13 protein-coding genes and 1 pseudogene are annotated in these 18670 nt (G+C 61.1%); 6 read left to right on the top strand and 8 right to left on the bottom strand.

What is annotated here, in order from left to right:
• Window positions 1–303 precede the first annotated feature (303 nt).
• Genes RSB01_RS09500 through RSB01_RS09480 form a run of 5 tightly spaced genes read left to right on the top strand, consistent with a single transcriptional unit; the run spans window position 304 to window position 5337 of the window.
• Window positions 304–792, top strand: coding sequence for a hypothetical protein (locus tag RSB01_RS09500; RefSeq protein ID WP_332591566.1), 489 nt, complete (start codon window positions 304–306; stop codon window positions 790–792).
• A 24-nt stretch (window positions 793–816) separates the two neighbouring features.
• The gene (locus RSB01_RS09495) at window positions 817–1497 is read left to right on the top strand and encodes an ABC transporter ATP-binding protein (protein WP_332591565.1); all 681 of its coding nucleotides are present in this window, start codon (window positions 817–819) and stop codon (window positions 1495–1497) included.
• Window positions 1498–1503: 6 nt separating this feature from the next.
• The gene (locus RSB01_RS09490) at window positions 1504–2673 is read left to right on the top strand and encodes an ABC transporter permease (protein ID WP_332591564.1); all 1170 of its coding nucleotides are present in this window, start codon (window positions 1504–1506) and stop codon (window positions 2671–2673) included.
• Between the two features lie 19 nt (window positions 2674–2692).
• Window positions 2693–4093, top strand: a complete 1401-nt coding sequence (locus RSB01_RS09485; protein ID WP_332619802.1) for a TolC family protein — start codon at window positions 2693–2695, stop codon at window positions 4091–4093.
• On the top strand, window positions 4069–5337 hold the full coding sequence (locus RSB01_RS09480; RefSeq protein ID WP_332625367.1) for an HlyD family efflux transporter periplasmic adaptor subunit: 1269 nt from the start codon (window positions 4069–4071) through the stop codon (window positions 5335–5337). The genes RSB01_RS09485 and RSB01_RS09480 overlap by 25 nt, the downstream gene beginning before the upstream one ends.
• A gap of 23 nt (window positions 5338–5360) precedes the next feature.
• On the opposite strand, the gene RSB01_RS09475 is transcribed toward RSB01_RS09480, so the two are convergent.
• The 8 genes and pseudogenes from RSB01_RS09475 to RSB01_RS09440 form a co-directional block, all read right to left on the bottom strand.
• A complete protein-coding gene (locus tag RSB01_RS09475) occupies window positions 5361–6479 on the bottom strand; it encodes a P1 family peptidase (protein WP_332625366.1) in 1119 nt (372 codons plus the stop codon).
• A complete protein-coding gene (locus tag RSB01_RS09470) occupies window positions 6476–8080 on the bottom strand; it encodes a dipeptide ABC transporter ATP-binding protein (protein ID WP_332589923.1) in 1605 nt (534 codons plus the stop codon). Before RSB01_RS09470 ends, RSB01_RS09475 begins: the two co-directional genes overlap by 4 nt.
• Window positions 8081–8083: 3 nt before the next feature.
• On the bottom strand, window positions 8084–8929 hold the full coding sequence (locus RSB01_RS09465; RefSeq protein ID WP_332589924.1) for an ABC transporter permease: 846 nt from the start codon (window positions 8927–8929) through the stop codon (window positions 8084–8086).
• Window positions 8926–11388: an ABC transporter substrate-binding protein gene (locus RSB01_RS09460; protein ID WP_332589925.1), complete on the bottom strand. Its 2463-nt coding sequence runs from the start codon at window positions 11386–11388 to the stop codon at window positions 8926–8928. Before RSB01_RS09460 ends, RSB01_RS09465 begins: the two co-directional genes overlap by 4 nt.
• A 164-nt stretch (window positions 11389–11552) precedes the next feature.
• Window positions 11553–11924 (bottom strand): annotated as a pseudogene (locus RSB01_RS09455) (GNAT family N-acetyltransferase); the annotation flags it as partial.
• Between the two features lie 200 nt (window positions 11925–12124).
• On the bottom strand, window positions 12125–13681 hold the full coding sequence (locus RSB01_RS09450) for an alkaline phosphatase D family protein (protein ID WP_332589926.1): 1557 nt from the start codon (window positions 13679–13681) through the stop codon (window positions 12125–12127).
• Between the two features lie 83 nt (window positions 13682–13764).
• Window positions 13765–15984 carry a TonB-dependent receptor gene (locus tag RSB01_RS09445; protein WP_332589927.1) on the bottom strand — a complete coding sequence of 740 codons (2220 nt, stop codon included), beginning with the start codon at window positions 15982–15984 and terminating at the stop codon, window positions 13765–13767.
• A gap of 292 nt (window positions 15985–16276) precedes the next feature.
• Window positions 16277–17680, bottom strand: a complete 1404-nt coding sequence (locus RSB01_RS09440; RefSeq protein WP_332589928.1) for a short-chain fatty acyl-CoA regulator family protein — start codon at window positions 17678–17680, stop codon at window positions 16277–16279.
• Between the two features lie 135 nt (window positions 17681–17815).
• On the opposite strand from RSB01_RS09440, the gene RSB01_RS09435 reads away from it, so the two are divergent.
• A partial coding sequence (locus RSB01_RS09435) for a carboxyl transferase domain-containing protein (protein ID WP_332625364.1) occupies window positions 17816–18670 on the top strand: 855 nt, incomplete at its 3' end.

The following is an 18670-nucleotide window of genomic DNA, read 5'->3' as shown; positions in this document are numbered from 1 at the left end:
CTGACCGCCCCGTTCGACGGCACAGTTACCGAGGTCAACACGGCCGCCGGCGATCAGGTTCAGGTCGATGCCCTGCTGGTAAAAATCGACACCGAATAGTTTCAACCCCCTGCCAAACATTGAAGGGCTCCGTTCGCGCGGAGCCCTTATTTTTTTCGTCCGAGGCACAACTATAGATAGAAGTAATTTTGGCAAAAATTCCATCATATTAAAATTACTCAATATTATCTCTGTTGACTCAACTGTAGATTGTGGAATGCTGAAACTGACCTCAATCGGAGGTTGTAGGGAAGGATAATAAAAATGAAACGCATCATCGCTTCGCTTGCCGCTATCGCCATGATGGCCGGTGCCGCTCCGGCCTTTGCCGGTATCTCGCCTACCAGCACGACTGTTACCTTGTCCGGCAAGCTGAACGTCAATCAGTATCTGTCGGGTCAGTGCGACACGTCGTTCACGCTGGATGTAAACTCTGCCGGTACCGGTGGTAGCATCACCGGTTCAAACTTTGGCGCGGGCTCGCCTTGCAGCTCGATCAGCCAGTCGGGCACCTGGCAGGTCGACTATGTCGGTCCTGGTGTTGCGGTTATCCGTAACCTGTATGTGACCACTTCGGCCGGCTGGTGTCAGGGCGACATCACGGTGAACGTCAACAATGCCACCGGTCAGGTCACCATTCCGTCGCAGACCATTAATGGTCAAATCTTCGGCTTCCTGGCTGCCAACTGCACGCTGGATTCCGATGCGGCCTCCGGCCACTTTACCAGCAGCCCGGCTCTGAGCGTTACCTGATAGCCAATACCAAAGGGCTGACCCGTGTTGAGATTGATCGATATCACACATGGCTATGGTCCGGCCCGGTCCAGAACGCAGGTTCTGGACCGGGTTAGTCTTGTTATGCCCTCGGGGCAGATGTGGGCTCTGACGGGGGCGTCGGGATCAGGAAAAAGCACGCTGTTGAACCTGATCGGCCTACTGGACCGCCCCCAATCCGGAGCGATCGAACTGGCGGGACAACGTGTCTCGGGGATTGAAGCCAGTGAAGCGGCCAAGGTGCGTAACCGCCTGATCGGATTTGTTTTCCAGTCTTTTCACCTGCTGCCGCGCCTTAGCGCATGGGAAAATGTCGCCCTGCCTTTGGTGCATCGGGGAATAGGACGGGCAGAGCGCCGTCATGCGGCGATGGAACAATTGGAACGGGTAGGGCTGGGGGATCGCCTGCATCACCGGCCAGAAGAAATGTCGGGCGGACAGCGCCAGCGCGTGGCCATAGCGCGCGCCCTTGTCACCCAGCCACGACTTATTCTTGCGGACGAGCCGACGGGGAATCTGGACAGCGAAAGCGGGGCGATGGTCATGGCGCTATTGCGGAATATCAATCGGGAGACGGGTGTTTCTATCCTGATGGTGACGCACGACGCCGTTCTGGCGCGCAGTTGCGACTATCGGGTGCAGATGCAGGACGGTCGCATCATCCAGAATGCGACAGGGCAATAGCGATCCATGAACCGCTTTGGGGGAAGCATATGGGTGGTGTTGGCGCACGAAGCGGTGGCGGGTTTGCGGGCGCAGGGGCGCAGGTCGGTTCTGGCACTTCTGGGTGTGATGATCGGCTCGGCCTCGGTCGTCGCCCTGATGAGCTTTTCCTATATTGCCAAGGCCGAAGTGATGGCCCGCTTCCAGCAGGTCGGGGTGGATACGGTCCAGATCGCGGCCGATCTGGCTTCTGAACGGGGGCTGGATCCCTTGCGGCTGGACGCCATTTTTCAGGGCGATACCGATGTCGTAGTGGCGGCCAATATGGCCACACGGCGCGGCTATGTACGGGTGGGCAGTAGCAGCATTTCGTCCGGCATAGCTGCCGTCTCTCCCGAAGCGTTGGAGATGCTTCGTCTGCAAACGGCGCAGGGACGCAACTTGACGCCGGTGGATGGTTGTAACGGCGCTGTGGTTCTGGGGGCGAAACTGGCCAAGGACGCCCGCGCCCAAGCGGGAGATACAGCCTATATCGACAGTTACGGCTTTCAGGTTGTGGGCGTATTGCCGCCGACAGAGCAGCAGGCGCTCAATCCGGTTAATCCCGACGAGACCGCCTTTATCGGGCTGCCGTGTTCGCGCCGTGTGGTGACAAAGCCGGGCATTACCCATGCGCTGGTGCGTGTTGGCGAAGGCCGTGACGCTTCCGAATGGGCCGAGTCAACGCGCCTTGAACTGATGAAGGGGAGCCAGATGGTCACGGTTCGCAGCGCCAGAGAAATGATAGAGGCAATGAACAGCCAGATGAATCTGATGTCCGCCATTCTGGTGGCCATTGGTTCGGTGTCTTTGCTGGTCGGCGGTGTGGGTGTGATGAACGTCATGCTGATGTCGGTGATGGAGCGACGCAAGGAGATCGGCCTGCGGGCCGCAATCGGCGCTACGCCCAACGAGATTGTCTTTATCTTCATTGTCGAGGCGGTGGCTCTGTCGGTGGGGGGCGGACTGATCGGAGCATTGGTGGGGGTAGGGCTGACGGCGTTAGGTTGTTTGATTTTGCCGATCAGCTTTGTGTTCGCCCCGATGGTTCTGGTGTGGGGAACAGCGATTGCGGCGTCGGTGGGGTTGGTGTTCGGCATCCATCCGGCGGTGTCTGCCTCGCGTATTTTACCGGTGGAGGCCTTGCGTGCGGACTAGGTTGTTTGGCGCGGTATTGGTGGCTTTTTTTGTGTTCGGTACCAGTGCCGATGCCCGCCCTTTTGTGGATCCCGCCATGGGGAGCGAGGCACAGGCTGACACTCTGACACTGGAAGAGGCGGTGGCGCTCGCCTTACGAGACAACCGCGATCTGCGTTCTTTGAGAATGTATCGGGCGCTGGATCGTTTCGATCTATTTCTGGCGCACCGTTCCTATTGGCCGACGGGTGGGGTGGCGGTGTCGGCCTTGCGGCGCAAGGCCGATAATGGCGCCAGCAGCGAGGACTCGAGCGTGTCGCCATCGGTGTCGTGGCATAGCCCGATCGGCACATCGGCTTCTGTGAACTGGTCCCGTTTTGAACGGCTGGATGGCACAGGCGGCGGCACGGACAGCTTTTCTGCCACTATCCGCCAGCCGCTTTTGCGTGGCGCGGGCTGGGACGTGAACATGGTCCCGTTGCGTCAGGCTAAAATCAATGCCGAACTGGCCTATATGAACGAGGAAGAGGCAGTCGCCGGCCTGATCGATCAGGTGACGTTTTCCTATCGCAACCTGATACAGGCACAAGAAAGGCTGACCCTGTCGCAGATGGCGCTGGAGCGCAGCCGACAGCTACTGGATACCAATCAGGCCTTGATCGATGCGGGGCGTATGGCCGCCGCCGACATTGTGCAGACCCAGTCCGAAGTGGCCAATCAGGAGGTCGCGTTGCTGGAGACGGAGCGCAGCCTGACCACGGCACGTACACAGCTTTTGAACCTGTTGGCGCTGGACCCGTCCATGCCCTTGCGGGCGCAAGATCAGGTCGAGGCCGAGGCTGTGGAACTGGATGCAGATCAGGCGGTCGCCTTTGCGCTGTCCAACCGTCGTGACTTGAAGGCGCGGCGACTAAATTTTGAACAACTGGAGATGTCCGAGAAACTGGCCCGCAACAGCCGCCTCTGGGACGTATCTGTGGTCGCGGGTTATGACCGCTTCAACCCGGTGGGGGGAGGTCCGGACCTGTCATCGCATTCGGTTGGCTTACAACTCAGCATCCCGATTGCCGACTTTTCGGGACGTCGCAATGTGATGGGCGCGCAAACTGCTCTGCACACGGCGGAGTTGGCCTATGACAGCCAGTTGGATCGTATCGAGGGACAGGTGCGCGAGGCCGTGGCCGACGTGCAGTCGCGCTGGCGTCAGCTGGAAGCGGCCAATCGTGCCAAGACGCTGGCGCTGCGCAGCGTGGAAATCCAGCAGGCAAGACTGCGGGCGGGACGGGCCAGCAATTTCGAGGTGCTGTCGCTGCAAAACAATCTGCGAAGCGCGGATGCGCAGGCTCTTACGGCCCGCATAGCCTATCTGAACGCCCTGACAACTCTGGACCAGCAATTGGGGAGGACACTGGAAACATGGCAAATTTCCTTGGAGCCGTAAGGCGGCCTCTGAGCCGGAAAAAGAAACTGGTATTGGGCGCAGGGGCAATACTGCTGGCAGGGTTACTGCTGGTAGCCTTTACGCGCGGTGGTGATAGCAAGGTCGAAGCGGCACCTATGACCTATACGGTCAGTCAGGGGCCATTCAAAATCGGGCAATCCTTCTCGGGTCGTATTGTGCCCGGTGAACAGGTTGAAATCATTGCCGAGACGGATGCTACGGTAATGGATATCGCCTTCCGTTTCGGCGATCGGGTAGAAGAAGGCCAGATTCTGTATCGCCTGAGTGCTGCCGATGTCTGGCGAAAAACGGCCGAGGCACGGATCGGCTATCTGCAGGCGGCTGATACGGCTTCCCAGATGGAAAACTGGGCTTCAGGTCCGGAAATGAACGGAGCCAAGCGGGGGCTGGAGAGCGCCGGTATCCAGTTCGAAGAGGTACGCCGCCGTCACGAAGAGGGACAGCGATTGTTCGAGCGTGGACTGATTGCCCGTACCGAGATGGAAGGGCTGGAAAGCAGCCTGCGTCAAAGCGCACAGGCTGTGACGACGGCGCAAGAAGACCTTGCCCGCACCGAGGCACGCGGTGTGGGTGTAGAGCGTCAGGTGGCGGGATTACAACGCGGTCTGGCGTCGACAAAATTACAAGAGGCGGCATCGGGCAGCGAGGCCGTGATCCGTGCACCGCGTGCGGGTGTAATGGTGCGCCCGCGCAGCAGTTCTACCGGCTCGGATAATAGCGGAGCCAAGGTCGGCGGTAAGGTCGGTCTTGGTCAGTCACTGGGGGTGATTGCGGCACTGGATGGTCTGGATGTGGTGTTTCGCGTGGACGAGGCGGACCTGATCCTTCTGGATACAGAAATGGTGGCCACGGTCACCGGCCCTGGACTGGGTGGCCAGACGTTAAAAGGGCACCTGCTGGCTATATCGGGCGAGGCGGATGCGGGATCGTCGGGCGAGAAGACGCTATTCGAGGCGCGGGTGCGGTTGGACCCGTTGTCCGAGGACGTGGCCAGAATTATGCGGATCGGCATGACGGCGCAGGTGTCGCTGGTACTGTACGAGACAGAACAGGCGATTTCGGTACCTGTGTCGGCGCTGAACAACGGTGCGCCGCTGGTGCAGGTGCAAAAGGCAGATGGTACGCTGGAGATACGCCCTGTGACCCTTGGCCGGATTGGGCCGGACAGGGTGGAAGTCCTGTCGGGACTGTCGGTGGGGGAAAAGGTGGTCTGGAAGCCCTAGACCAGATCTCTACGCTCAAGCCCCTAGGATAGGCCTTTCCACGTCTTGTCTGCGCTGCCGTCGTAGGCGGTGGCTTCATAGACACCGCGTGCAATGGCGCGGGCCAGAACATCGGCGGCGATATTGCCAAGGCGGCTGACGGCGATGTTACGGGTGGGGCCGTCTTCCAGTGTGATCTTGCCGGTGGACAGGACAAACACCGTATCGCCATCGAACGGCGCATGGGCGGGACGTACAGCGCGCGACAGGCCGTCCTGCGCCATGATGGCAATGCGCTGGCACTCGACACGGCTGAGGGCGACATCGGTGGCGACCACGGCGATGGTGGTGTTTTCACGCGGCCGCGGCGCGAACTTGGCCCGTCCCCAGTCTTCGTGAGCGGCTGAAAGCTCCGATGAGCCGAGGCCACCGAACTCGGTACCGATTTCAAACGGTGCGGCCCAGAACTGGCGGCTATCGGGGGCGATAACCGATCCGACACTGTTGACGGCGGCGATGGCACCGACGGTCCAGCCGTCCGAGGTGACGGCGGATGCGGAACCGGTACCGCCTTTCAGACTGCCGGCCTGTGCGCCATAACCCGCGCCCGCGGTACCAAGGGCAAAGTCGCCCGATGAGCTTTCCAAGGCTTCGACGGCAAGGCGGCGATAGGGCGTGTCCATGCCCCATTGTTTGTCGCCGCCATTGGCAAGGTCATACAGGCAGGCCGAGGGCACGATGGGTGAGGGCGGAACGCCCGCCGCGCCACCCATGCCATAGCCGCGACCGCGCATCCCCATCCATGCGGCAATACCGTCGGCAGCGGCCAAGCCGTAAACCGAACCACCGGACAGGACGATGGCGTCCACTTCCTGCACCAGATTTTCGGCCTTCAGCACATCGGTTTCGCGCCCCGCAGGGCCACCGCCGCGTACATCCACGGCAGCGACAGCGGGCGTTTCGGCAAGGATGACGGTGACGCCGGTGCGGGCACCTGCGTCCACGGCCTGACCGATACGGATACCGGCCACATCGGTGATCAGGTTGCGCGGGCCGGTCTGGCCCTTAGGCTTGTTCATGGCAGCTTCCTTGGCGACAGCAGAACCGGAGGCGGCGGCAGCCGCCCCCAGCAGGGCGCTTCCCAAAACGGTGCGGCGGTTCATGGGTTCGGCTCCGTATGCGGCAAAAGGCGCGGCGTTGCGGCCACCAGCCTTTGTGTGGCCGGATGCTGCGGGCTGGCAAGCACAGTTTCGGTTGCGCCTTGCTCGACGATGCGTCCCGCCTCCATCACCAGAACGCGGTCGGTCAGGCGACGCACCACTTCCAGATCATGGCTGACAAACAGATAGGCGACGCCCAACCGGCGCGACAGGTCGGCCAGCAGGTCGAGAATCTGCGCACGGATCGAGACATCCAGCGCCGATACGGCCTCGTCCAGAACGATCAGGTCCGGTTCAGTAATCAGGGCGCGCGCCAGCGCAAGGCGTTGTTTCTGGCCACCCGAAAACTGATGCGGATAGCGGTATTGCCATTCGGGGTTCAGACCGACCTGTTCCATCACCGTCTCGATACGGGCGCGTGACTGTTCGGGTGACAGGGCCGGATGCAGCAGATGCAGCGGCTCGGATAAAATACGTCCGGCCTGCCAGCGGGGATCAAGGCTGGAGCCGGGGTCCTGAAACACGGGCTGGACGCGGCGTCGCAGCGCCTTGGTCTGTGCGGCATTGGCCTTGGACCAGTCTTGATCGCCCAGCATTATGCGACCCGATTGTACCGGTTCCAGTCCGGTCAGCGCGCTCAGCAGGGTGGACTTGCCACAGCCGCTTTCGCCGATCAGGCCGACACTTTCACCGCGCCGGATTGAAAGGCTGACATTATCGACGGCACAGACAGGAGGCTTGCGGTTGAACAGGCTGGGCGGGGTGCCATAGGTGCGGGTGACGTCGACAGCCTCGGCCACGACGGGGGCGTCGGAGGCAATGGCGGGACGGGCTGCGGGCGTGTGCAGGGCATCACGCAAAAGGCGCTGGCCATAGTCGCTTTTCAGGCCGGTCTTCAGTGCCTGACGGTCTGCGCTTTCCTCGATACGGCCCTGACGCAGCAGGACGACACGGTCTGCCCGCTCATAGGCCAGTGCCAGATCGTGCAAGATCAGCAACAGGCCGGTTTCTTGCTTGCGGGCGATGTCGCACAACAGGTCCATGACCCGCGCCTGGTTGACAGGATCCAGTGCCGCGGTGGCTTCGTCGGCAATCAACAGGCGCGGTTTCAGGATGGCCGCCATGGCAATGGCCACGCGCTGACGCTGACCGCCCGATAGCTGGTGCGGATAAAGCTTGAGCGAAAAACGGGGGGCAGGCAGGCCGACCTCGTCCAGAGCCTTTCGGGCAGCGGCAAGACCTGCCTTGCGCGAGCAACCGGTATGGATACGCACCGTCTCGGCCACCTGATCGCCGATCGTCATGACAGGGTTCAGGGCGCTGAGCGGTTCTTGAAACACCATGCCGATCTTGCGGCCTCGCAGGCCCTGCATGACCGTATCGGGGGCGTTCAATATAGACTGGCCGTCCAGCCAGATGTCGCCTTGTAGATGCGCATCATCGGGTTGCAGCCCCAGTACTGATAGCGCCGTCAGGGACTTGCCCGACCCACTTTCACCAACAAGGGCGACGATCTCGCCCTCATTGATGGCCAGATCGATACCCTCCAGAATACGGGCGGCACCAAAATCCAGTGACAGGTTGTGGATGTCCAGAATGGCCATGGCTCAGACCTCCCTCTTCAGGCGAGGATCAAGGCGGTCGCGCAGACCATCCCCCGCAAGGCTGAGCGCCAGAACCGTCACGAAGATGGCAAGGCCGGGGAAGATGGCCAGCCACGGTGCGGTGCCGATCAGGGTCTGGCTTTCAGCCAGCATCCGGCCCCAGCTTGGCGCGGGTGGCTGTGCCCCCAGACCCAGATATGACAGGCCCGCTTCGGCGGCGACGCCGACCGAAAACTGCACAGCGGCCTGTACCACCAGAAGGCCCAGCAGGTGCGGCAGGATATGCTGGACGGAAATCTGTGCCGTTGATCGCCCGGAAGCGCGGGCGGCAGAGACGAAATCGCGGCTCCACAATCCGCGACCCGCACCGCGTGTGACCCGCATGAAGACGGGAATGTTGAACACCCCCAGTGCCAGCGCGGCATTAAAGGCGCTGGGTCCCGTTGCTGCGGCCAGCATGATGGCCGTCAGCAGCGAAGGGAAGGCAAAGACCAGATCGGCCCCCCGCATGGCCACTTCGTCGCGCCAGCCGGATCGGGCGGCGGCCCAAAGGCCCAGAGGCACGCCTATGCCAAGGCCCAGCGCCACGGCACTGCCCGCGACGGCCAGACTGTTGGCGGCACCGGCCATGACCAGAGACAAGACATCACGGCCTAAGGCATCGGTGCCGAACAGGTGCGCGCCGGAGGGGGCCGCAAGCCGGTTGGTAACGTCCTGCGTCAACGGGTCATGGGGCGTCCAGAACAGGGCCGTAAGGGCAAGCAGCAGTACGCCGATACCGAGGGCGAGACCGATTTTCAGTGATAGCGGGCGAAGGGTGCGGATGGGGTCAAAGGCGGCGAAGATCATGGACGTTCTCCTCGATCCTGACGCTGGCGAGGATCGGCGAGGGCGTAGGCAATATCGATAACCAGACTGACCAGAACCACGACGGCCACCAGCACCATGACTACACCCTGCACCACGATCAGGTCACGCTGGCTGACGGCCTGAAACGCCAGACGGCCAAGGCCGGGCAGGGAAAATACGTTCTCGATCACGATGCCGCCGGCCAGCAGGAAGGGGGCTTGCAGGCCCAGTATCGTCAGCACCGGTATCCACGCATTGGGAAGGGCGTGGCGCAGCAGGGCGGCATTCTTTGATAACCCTTTGGCGCGGGCTGTCCGGACATAGTCGTCGCCCAATGTTTCCAGCAGCGAAGTGCGCAACACCCGCGCCAGAATAGCCGCCTGCGGGGCTGCCAATGCAAGTGCAGGCAGGACCAGAGAGGACCATCCGGTAAACCCGCCCGCAGGTAGCCAGCCAAGAGTCACCGAGAACAACAGGATCAGCAACAGGCCCAGCCAGAAATTGGGTATGGCAATGGCCGACTGCATCAGGCCGGTCAGTCCTGCATCCAGTGCCTTGCCACGGTGGCGGGCGGCCAGAACGCCAATGGGCAGAGCGATCACCACCGACAATGCCAGCGCTGAAAGTGCCAAGGGCAGGGACACGGCCAGACGCTCGCCGATCAAGGCCGATACCGGCGTCTGATAGGTATAGCTGGTGCCAAAATCACCCGCCAGCAGCCCACCGGCCCATGACAGGTAACGGGCTACGACCGGACCTTCCAGGCCCATCTGCTGGCGCAAGGTGGCGACGGCTTCGGGGCTGGCATTCAGGCCCATCATATAGGCGGCAGGATCACCGGGCAGGACTTGAAGCAGGGCAAAGATAACAAACGATGCCACCAGTAGTGTCAGGGCATGGCCCGCCAGTTTTTTCGCTATCCATGCAACGCCCAGTCGATACGCACTGAAAGCCAGAAGGGTGGCTACAAGTCCTGCCCCGATCCAGCCCCACGGCAGGTGATGGCTTGATGCGGTTGTAGCGGTCCCTCGGGCCATGCCGCCGAGCGTCACGCCCGTCATGTCGTTGGCGGCGATAGGGGCGTTGATCCAGAGGCCGTTGATACCGGTTTTATGCCCCCCGATGCGCGCGGACTGGAACAGGAAAACATTGACCGCATCATCGGCAATCTTGCGTTGCAGATCACCCAACAGCGACAGGCGTGTCGCCTCGTCCGGTGCGGCGTTTACAGCCGCCAGAAGGGCGTCGAAAGCGGGGTTGTTATAGCCGAAATAATAGTCCTTACGGCCATAGATGTCGTAGTCCATCGGCTCGACATGCTCGACAATGGTCAGGTCGAACTGCTTGCGGCCAAAGACCTGATCCAGCCATTGTGCCCATTCCAGAGTCTCGACCTTTACGCGCACATTGGCGGCGGCCAGTTGCGCCACCAGCACCTCGGCACTGCGGCGGGCATAGGGACGCGGCGGGATGCGAAGGGTGACGTCCAGACCGTTCGGGTAGCCTGCCTCCGTCAGCAGTTGGCGGGCCTTGGCCACATCATGCGGATAGCGGCCCGTCAGATCGACATAGCCGTCTGCCTGACGTGAATAATGGCTGCCGATCGGCTGGCCAAAGCCGAACATGGCCCCGTCAATAATGGCCTGACGGTCGATGGCATAGGACAGGGCGCGGCGCACACGAATGTCGTTGAACGGGGCGCGGGCATTGTTCATCGCCATGATGACCTTGCCCTCGGACAAGCCTTGGGTGACGACCAGCGATGGATCGCGCTTTAGCTCCTGAAGCGTTTCAGGGGCCGGATAGTTTGGAAAAGCATCCACATCGCCCGCCCTCACGGCGGCAAAGGCGGCGGCAGGGTCACCGATAAATCTGAAGATCAGTTGCCGGATTTGCGGCGCACGACCCCAATAGTCATCGCGGCGCACAAGTTCCAGTTCACCTCCGCGCTGCCAGCGGCCAAGGCGATAGGGACCGGTGCCGACAGGGGCAGTGCCATTGGTGGCGGCACTGGCGGGTGACACCATGGATGCATCTCCCCATGCCAACAGATAGGGCAGGTTGGCGACTGGCCGCGACAGGTGGATGTTGACGGTATGATCGTCCACCACATCGACCGCACGAATGGGCGCAAACAGCGCCTTTTGGGCATTGGTCGAACCGTCAGCCACGATACGCATCAGCGAGAAACGTACGATCCCGGCGTTAAAGGGCGTTCCATCGCTGAAGGTCACGCCATGCTTCAGGCGGAACGTCCAAGACAGGCCATCGGGCGACACATTCCAGTCTTCGGCCAGCGACGGGGCCACCGTGCCATTGGGCGTCAGGCGCGTCAGGCCTTCGAACAGGTTGGCATAGACGACCTCGTCAATCGCCGCCGCCGCGCCCGATGTCGGGTCCAGATGCGGCGGCTCCAGCGGCACCCCGATCACCAGACGGCTTTGTGGAGCGTCTGCCATGACTGGCGACGACAAGGCTAGCAGCGACGCCACAAGCACAGACGCCCAGCGCACAAAACCTGATTTTGATCTGGAAAAGGCCAAACGCACCGACCGGTAGTTCACAACACGGATGCCCCGAACGGAAGCGGGCAGCGCAAACTAGAGGGTGTGAAGGCGGGTGGCTACAGGTTCATGGGCCTGATTAACGCGTAGCAATCGCTTGATCCTGCAACTTCTTCCAGTTGAGGGCGGGATTCCCAGTTTTTGAGCGTGGTTTCATAGGTGAGCCCAGCCTTGCGGAGCACAGAGGCGCTGGCGGTATTATCGGGATGGCAAGTCGCCCAGAGACGATGAATTTCAGGCTGTTGGATCGCCCATGTCACGACGGATTTTGCGGCTTCGGTTGTGTAACCTAGGCCCCAGAAAGCTTCGCATAGAATATAGCCGAAATCGGCCTTGGGTGGGCTAAGGCGCAACTCGATGACGCCAATAAATTGGCCGGTGTCTTTGAGCATAATTGCCCACGGAAACGCCGAACCCGATTGCCAAGCTTCGACACAACGAAGGGCGAAATCGAGGCTTTGCTTTCTCTGATTGTCTCATGACGCTTGAACGGCATGAAGCGGGTGACCGCTTCGCTGCCTGCATAGGCGAATATGTCGGCAGCATCCTCGTGCACGACAGGGCGAAGGATCAGGCGATCTGTTTCGAAAGTTTCAGGGGCGCGCATGAGTAAGGATGATCACGCTTGGCCTTATACCGCAACGGCTCCCGCTTTGCCGTTTTCAACCACCCAGGATTTCAGGGTCGAGAGCTGGGTCTGGCGTTGGCGCACGTCGTCGATGACTTGGTATCGGGTGTGGATGGCGTCGGTGGTGATGTCGAGGGCCATGTATCCGCGCTGGCGGCTGTCGAAGAATCGCACATGCGGGTTGTTGGGCATGACGGCCATCAGGCCGTCGTGGCTGGGACCGGTCGAGGTGATGGAGGTACCGACAAACTCGGTGGCAAGGACGGGAGATGCCGGATTGCGGGCATCGGCCTTGATGTCGGTGGTCCAGAAGGAATGGTAGTCACCACCCAGCACCACAGGGTTTGACGGCTTGATCTCGGCAAGCGCGGTGGTCAGGCGCTCGCGGGCGGCGGGGAAGCCATCCCATGTGTCGGTCCAGAAACGCGCTTCGTCAGCTTGCGAGCGGGCCAGTGCCAGGCCACCCATGACAAGGTTCTGGCCAAGGATGTTCCAGCGGGCATCAGATTGCGCCAGATTGTCATACAGCCAGCGTTCCTGATCGAAACCGAGGAAGGTGCGCGACGGATCCAGACGGTCATTACAAGTTGCGTCGGTAACGATCTGGCCCTTGCCGCCATTGGGGCCATCGCTGCATGGCTGGCGCGAGCGGTACTGGCGACCATCCAGCATGAAAAACTGGGCCAGTTGGCCATATCGGACCTGACGATAGAGGCGATTGGCGATGGTGGAACGTCGCACCGGCATGGCCTCGAAAAAGGCCTGATAGGCGGCCTGTTTGCGAGCGGCGAAATCAGCGACGGGTGTGCCGTTGATCTTGGACCAGATGCCGGAATAGTCGTCTTGAACCTCGTGGTCGTCCCAGACGGCCAGGGCAGGCGCGACGGCATGCAGGCGTTGCAAGTCGGCATCCAGACGGTGCAGGGCATAGCGGTTGCGATAGCCCGCCAGCGTGGTGGCTTCTTCCAGATTATACGGGCGCACCACCTGATCTGCGCGGTCGGCACCAAGGCTGTATTCGTAGATATAGTCGCCGAGGAACAGGGTCAGGTCGGGTGCTTCGTCAGCCATGTGGCCATAGGCGCTGAAATAGCCGCGCTCATAGTGCGAGCATGAGGCCACCGCGATGCGCAGACGATCCGTCCTCTGGTCGGCGGCGGGCGTGGTCAGACTGCGCCCCACAGGGCTCTGCTGGCCCAGCGCGGTAAAGCGGTACCAGTAGCGACGCCCCGCAGGCAGGCCGCTGACTTCGATATTCAGCGTATGGGCGTGAGGGCTTTGCGCCACGGCATTGCCCGCCATAACGATGCGCGAAAAGCCTTCGTCGGCGGCGACTTCCCAACGCACCGGAACGTCTGCATCCATGCCGCCCAGACCATCTGCAGCCAGCGGATTTTTCGCCAGCCGCGTCCAGATGACAAAGCCGTCGTGTGACGGATCACCACTGGCCACACCAAACGGGAACAGGTCCTGCCCGCCAAGGGCGCTGCGGCCAAAGGACAGGACGGCAGGGGCGGCGACAAGGCCGCCGATCAGGGCGCGGCGATGGGGCTGGAACACAGATATCACCTGTAAGCGTGACAGTGACTACAGAAGCAACATGAAAGGGCGGCTCTGTGAAGAGCCGCCCTAATAGAGCTGGATCAGAAATCCATCATCAGGCGAACACCGACGGTGCGGCCCTGACCCGGCGAGGTGGTTGGACGGGCCGAGCCGTTGAAGCCGTTGCGGGTCTCTTCGTAATAGGTGTTGAACAGGTTGCGCGCCCACAGGCCAACGCGCCAGTTGGCGTCTTGCGGACCCATGCTGAGATTGGCGTTCCACAGCCAGTAACCCGGCAGGACCGAGGCCGAGGCGGCGCTATAGATATCGTCGCGCTGGTTATAGTTGGTCTCGGCGCGCATGGCCCAACCGTTCATGTCCCAATCATAGGCGATCGAGCCGCCATAGTTGAATTTCGGGAACTGGAGCGGCTCGCCCGAACGGTCATTGGTGATGATGACATCCCACGGACCGTCAACCGGATTGGCGGCGTCGGTGGCAGCACCATCAATGGCGAAATACTCGGTGTATTTGCCTTTCTTGTAGCCGAAATTCTGGCTGATGGTCAGGCCGTCGATGGGCATCCAGACCAGTTCAATTTCACCGCCATAGATTTCGGACTTGGGCACATTGGTGATCTTGCCCAGACGACCCGTCTCGCGGTCATATTCCAGACCCTGAACCTGCTGGTTTTCGTAGTCATAGAAGAAGACCGCGCCATTGGCCCGCAGGCGACCGTCGAACAGGTCCGACTTGATGCCGGCCTCATAGGCGATGACGATCTCGGGTTTGAACGGGGTGGCCGAGGTGGCGTTATAGGTGGTGAAACCGCCCGATTTTACGCCGCGCGCAATGCTGGCATAGAACATGGCGTCCTGCGTCAGATCATATTCCAGACCCACGCGGCCGGTCACTTCGGACAGGTCTGTGTCATAGGTGACGGACGGGCCAACCGGCAGGTTCAGGCGTCGCGTGCCGCTGGTGGTCAGGGTGCGGGTTTCGTTCTCGTAACGCAGACCGGCGATCAGGTTCAGGCGCTCTGTCAGCTGATAGCTGTTATGGGTGAACAGGCCAAAGGCCTCGACGGTTTGCTCGTAAGGCGTGTTGATCAAGGTGCGGTCGGCACCCCGGAACTGGGTGTAGAAACCGCCGTCGATGCTCTCGTCGGCATAATAGGCCCCGACCATCCAGTTCAGGCGCTCTCCGGCATTCGAGGACAGGCGCAGTTCCTGCGACAGGGCGTCGATGTCGTTATAGAAATAGACGTCCGATTCATTGAAACGGGTGCCGTCCCAGTCGTTGTATTCCGAGCGTTCGAAGGACTGATAGGCGGTGATCGAGTTCAGCTGCGCCCAGCCCAGATCGGCATGGATGCGGGCATTCAGGTCCAGACCCTCGTTGTCGCGGCCCGGCTTGGAGCCGAGAGCGCGGCCCGAGACAGCGGCCATTTCCGGCGACAACTCCCAGCCAGTGATGCGCCATGCGGTGTCGGTGTCATAGGTGACGCTGCCGTCAAAGACCTTGTAGGGCGCACGCAAGCGGAAACCCAAACCATCGGACTTGTCGATCTGGTAGGTGGCGGCCAGATCGACCGTGACGGTCTCGCTGGCATCCCATGTCAGGCGGCCACGGATGGCGGTCTTGTTCTTGTCGCCCAGCTTCTCGGCGGTGTCGCGGTGGTATTGCCATGCACCGCCCTGTTCGGTGACGGCGGCCAGACGGCCCAGCAGGTTCGGAGCCAGTTGGCCCGACACATAACCCTCGACCTTATAGGCGTCATAGCTGCCATATTCGGCGGTAAAACCGGCCTGTCGTTCAACTGTCGGGGCATTGGTGATGATGTTGACGGCACCGCCGGTGGTGTTGCGGCCATAAAGCGTGCCTTGTGGTCCGCGCAGAACTTCTAGGCGGGCAATGTCGAACATCGCGCCCTGTGTGGTGATCGTATAGGGGTGCGCCACTTCATCGACATAGATGCCGACGGTCGAAGCATTGTTGGACGAGTATTCTCGGGCACCGATGCCACGGATGCGGAACTGGGGCTGGCCGCTGCCGAATTGGCTGTCGACCTCCATGTTCGGGACGACATTTTCGATGTCGTTTATAACGGTAACGCCCTTTTCATTCAGGGCCTCGCCACCGATGACCGACAGCGAGACGCCGACATCCTGACTGGACTGTGCGCGGCGCTGGGCGGTGACGACAATGTCGGTCACGCGGGCAGTCTGGGGCGCATCGGCAGGCAGGTTTTCAGCGTTTGCGATACCGGCTGCGAACAGGGTGAGCAGGCTGGCGCTGGAGGCGAGGAAGGCCTTGGTCATTGGGGTCTCTTAGCCGGAACAGGGAACGGTACAGATGGCGAAATAGCCACGCTGGGCGCTCTAGGGGCGAGGCGTGACGCAGGCGTGATCTTTGGGCGTCAGGCTTTTGACGCCTTGGTGAGGATGATTTGACGAATGATCGGAGAACGGACGGATGGTTTGCGCCTCAAACCATCAATGACTTTGCTGTCACTCTTTGCACTGCACAACCGCACATTGCAGTGCAAAAAGACGTATCGTCAATACTAAATCCGACGCAGCGGGAACGCGGGTTTTCCGGCGGAAATCCAGCCTATCCTAAGGCGTAGGGGATGACGTCGCGCTCGTTTTGCGGCACGCGCAAGGTACGGTCGATGGGCGGGAAGGCTCGCTGTTTGCAGTCGAGCCGTTCGCAGATGCGGCATGACACACCCATGCGAATGGGCGGGCCGTTCAAATCCAGCCCTGCGGTATAAACCAGTTGATCTGCATGTTCGATCTCGCAGCCCAGACCCAGCGCATAGCGGCGGTCCGGTTCCAGATAGGAACCGCCTGCCTTGGCCACGGATTTGGCGATACAGATATAGCGCGAGCCATCGGGCATTTCGGACAGGTTCACCAGTATCCGGTCCGGTGCACTAAAGGCTTCGTGGACATTCCATAGCGGGCAGGCCCCGCCAAAGCGGGCGAACTGGAAGCGGGTGGCGCTGTGGCGCTTGGTGATGTTCCCGGCCATGTCCACGCGGGCGAAATAGAACGGCACACCGCGCCAGCCGGGCCTTTGCAGCGTGGAAAGCCGGTGGCAGACCTGCTCGAAGCTGGCATTAAAGCGTTTACGCATCTGGTCCACATCGTGACGCAGTTCGCGCGCGGCATCCAAAAAGCGGCGATAGGGCATCAGGATGGCCCCTGCCGCATAGTTGGCCAGACCGATCCGGCACACATCCGTTGCGGCCGACAACTCGAAATCGGCCCGCGCCAGTTCTTCCTCGATCAGGTCGGCAAAGCAGATCAGCGCCAACTGGTGCGCCATCTGGAAACAGCGTGTCACCACCGGCAAGGAGGGCTGGATATAGAGGATACGCGCGGCGGCATCGAAACGCCGCATCGGCCCGTCCTGATAGGCGACACGCACGCCGCACAGATCGCCCAGTGCCTTTTCCAGCGTCCGCTCGGGGTGGCTGGCCCCGTTAATGTTTATGCGCTCGGCCAGCTTTTCGGCGGCCAGATCCAGCGCATCGATATAGTTGTCGCGATAGTGGAAGAAGTCGCGCACCGCCTCATAGGGCAGAGCAGGGGCCGACAGCTGTTTTTCGTCGCGGCCCAGTGTCTCGTTCAGGGTCTTCAGCCGGTCATCCAGACGGCGATAGTCCTGATGCAGTTGCAAGAACAGGCGAGCCATGCGCGGGCTGTTATTGACCGCCTGTTTCAGTTCGGCAGGTGATGGCGGCTCGGCGGTCGCGGCCACATCGGTCACGGCTTCGCGCAGGTCGGCAATCAGGCGCGCATCGCCCTCCAGATCGAACAGGCTGGCATCCACATCGAAAGCGCGCATCAGGGAAATCAGAACCCGCGCCGTGGCCGGTCGCTGGTTGGTTTCGATCTGTGAAAGATAGGACGGCGACAGGGCCAGACGCGACGCGCACTGGTCCAGAGTCCAGCCTTTAGCCTCGCGTAATTTACGAACTTTCGCGCCTAGAAAAAGCTTCTCGCCCATTTTTGCAACTTTGCAAACTGCCCACAAACCGTTGGCAAGATTCCACACTTCCGCACGTTTTGCAAAGTTGCGATTGCCTTTTTGCGATGACGGGGGTTTGTGGCGATTAACAATTCGTGAGGGAGTCGTTTTTCCATGACCCAGGTCATCCTCGAGGAACTCGAGCGTCGCCGTGCTGCTGCCCGTCTGGGCGGTGGTGAAGCGCGTATCGCGTCCCAGCACGCCAAGGGCAAGCTGACTGCACGCGAGCGCATCGATGTTCTTCTGGACGAAGGCAGCTTTGAAGAAACCGATATGTTCGTGGAGCATCGCAGCCACGACTTCGGTATGGAAAAGCAGCGCATTCCGGGTGACGGCGTCGTCACCGGTCGCGGCACCATTAATGGCCGTCTGGTCTTTGTGTTCTCCAAGGACTTTACCGTCTTTGGTGGCTCGCTGTCGGGCGCGCACGCAGCCAAGATCGTCAAGCTGCAGAAAATGGCCCTGACGGCGGGTGCGCCGATCATTGGCCTGTTCGATGCGGGCGGTGCGCGTATTCAAGAAGGCGTTGAGAGCCTCGCCGGTTACGCCGACATCTTCCTGCAAAACACGCTGGCTTCGGGCGTTATCCCGCAGATTTCGGTCATCATGGGCCCGTGCGCGGGTGGCGATGTTTACTCGCCCGCGATCACCGACTTCATCTTCATGGTGAAGGACACGTCCTACATGTACGTGACCGGCCCTGACGTCGTTAAGACCGTGACCAACGAGGTTGTCACCCACGAAGACCTCGGCGGCGCGCGTGTTCACGCGGGCAAGTCGGGTGTGGCTGATGGCGCGTTCGAAAACGATCTTGAAGCCCTGTCCGAAGTTCGCCGCCTGATCGGCTTCCTGCCGCTGTCGAACCGTGAAAAGCCGCCGGTGCGCGAGTCGTATGACGAAGCCGACCGTGACGAAGCCTCGCTGGACACGCTGGTCCCCGCCAACCCGAACCAGCCTTACGACATGAAG

This window comes from Brevundimonas sp., assembly GCF_036659295.1.
GTDB lineage: Bacteria > Pseudomonadota > Alphaproteobacteria > Caulobacterales > Caulobacteraceae > Brevundimonas.
The sequence above is the reverse complement of the archived record's forward strand: the minus strand, read 5'-3'. Positions and strand labels throughout refer to the sequence as shown.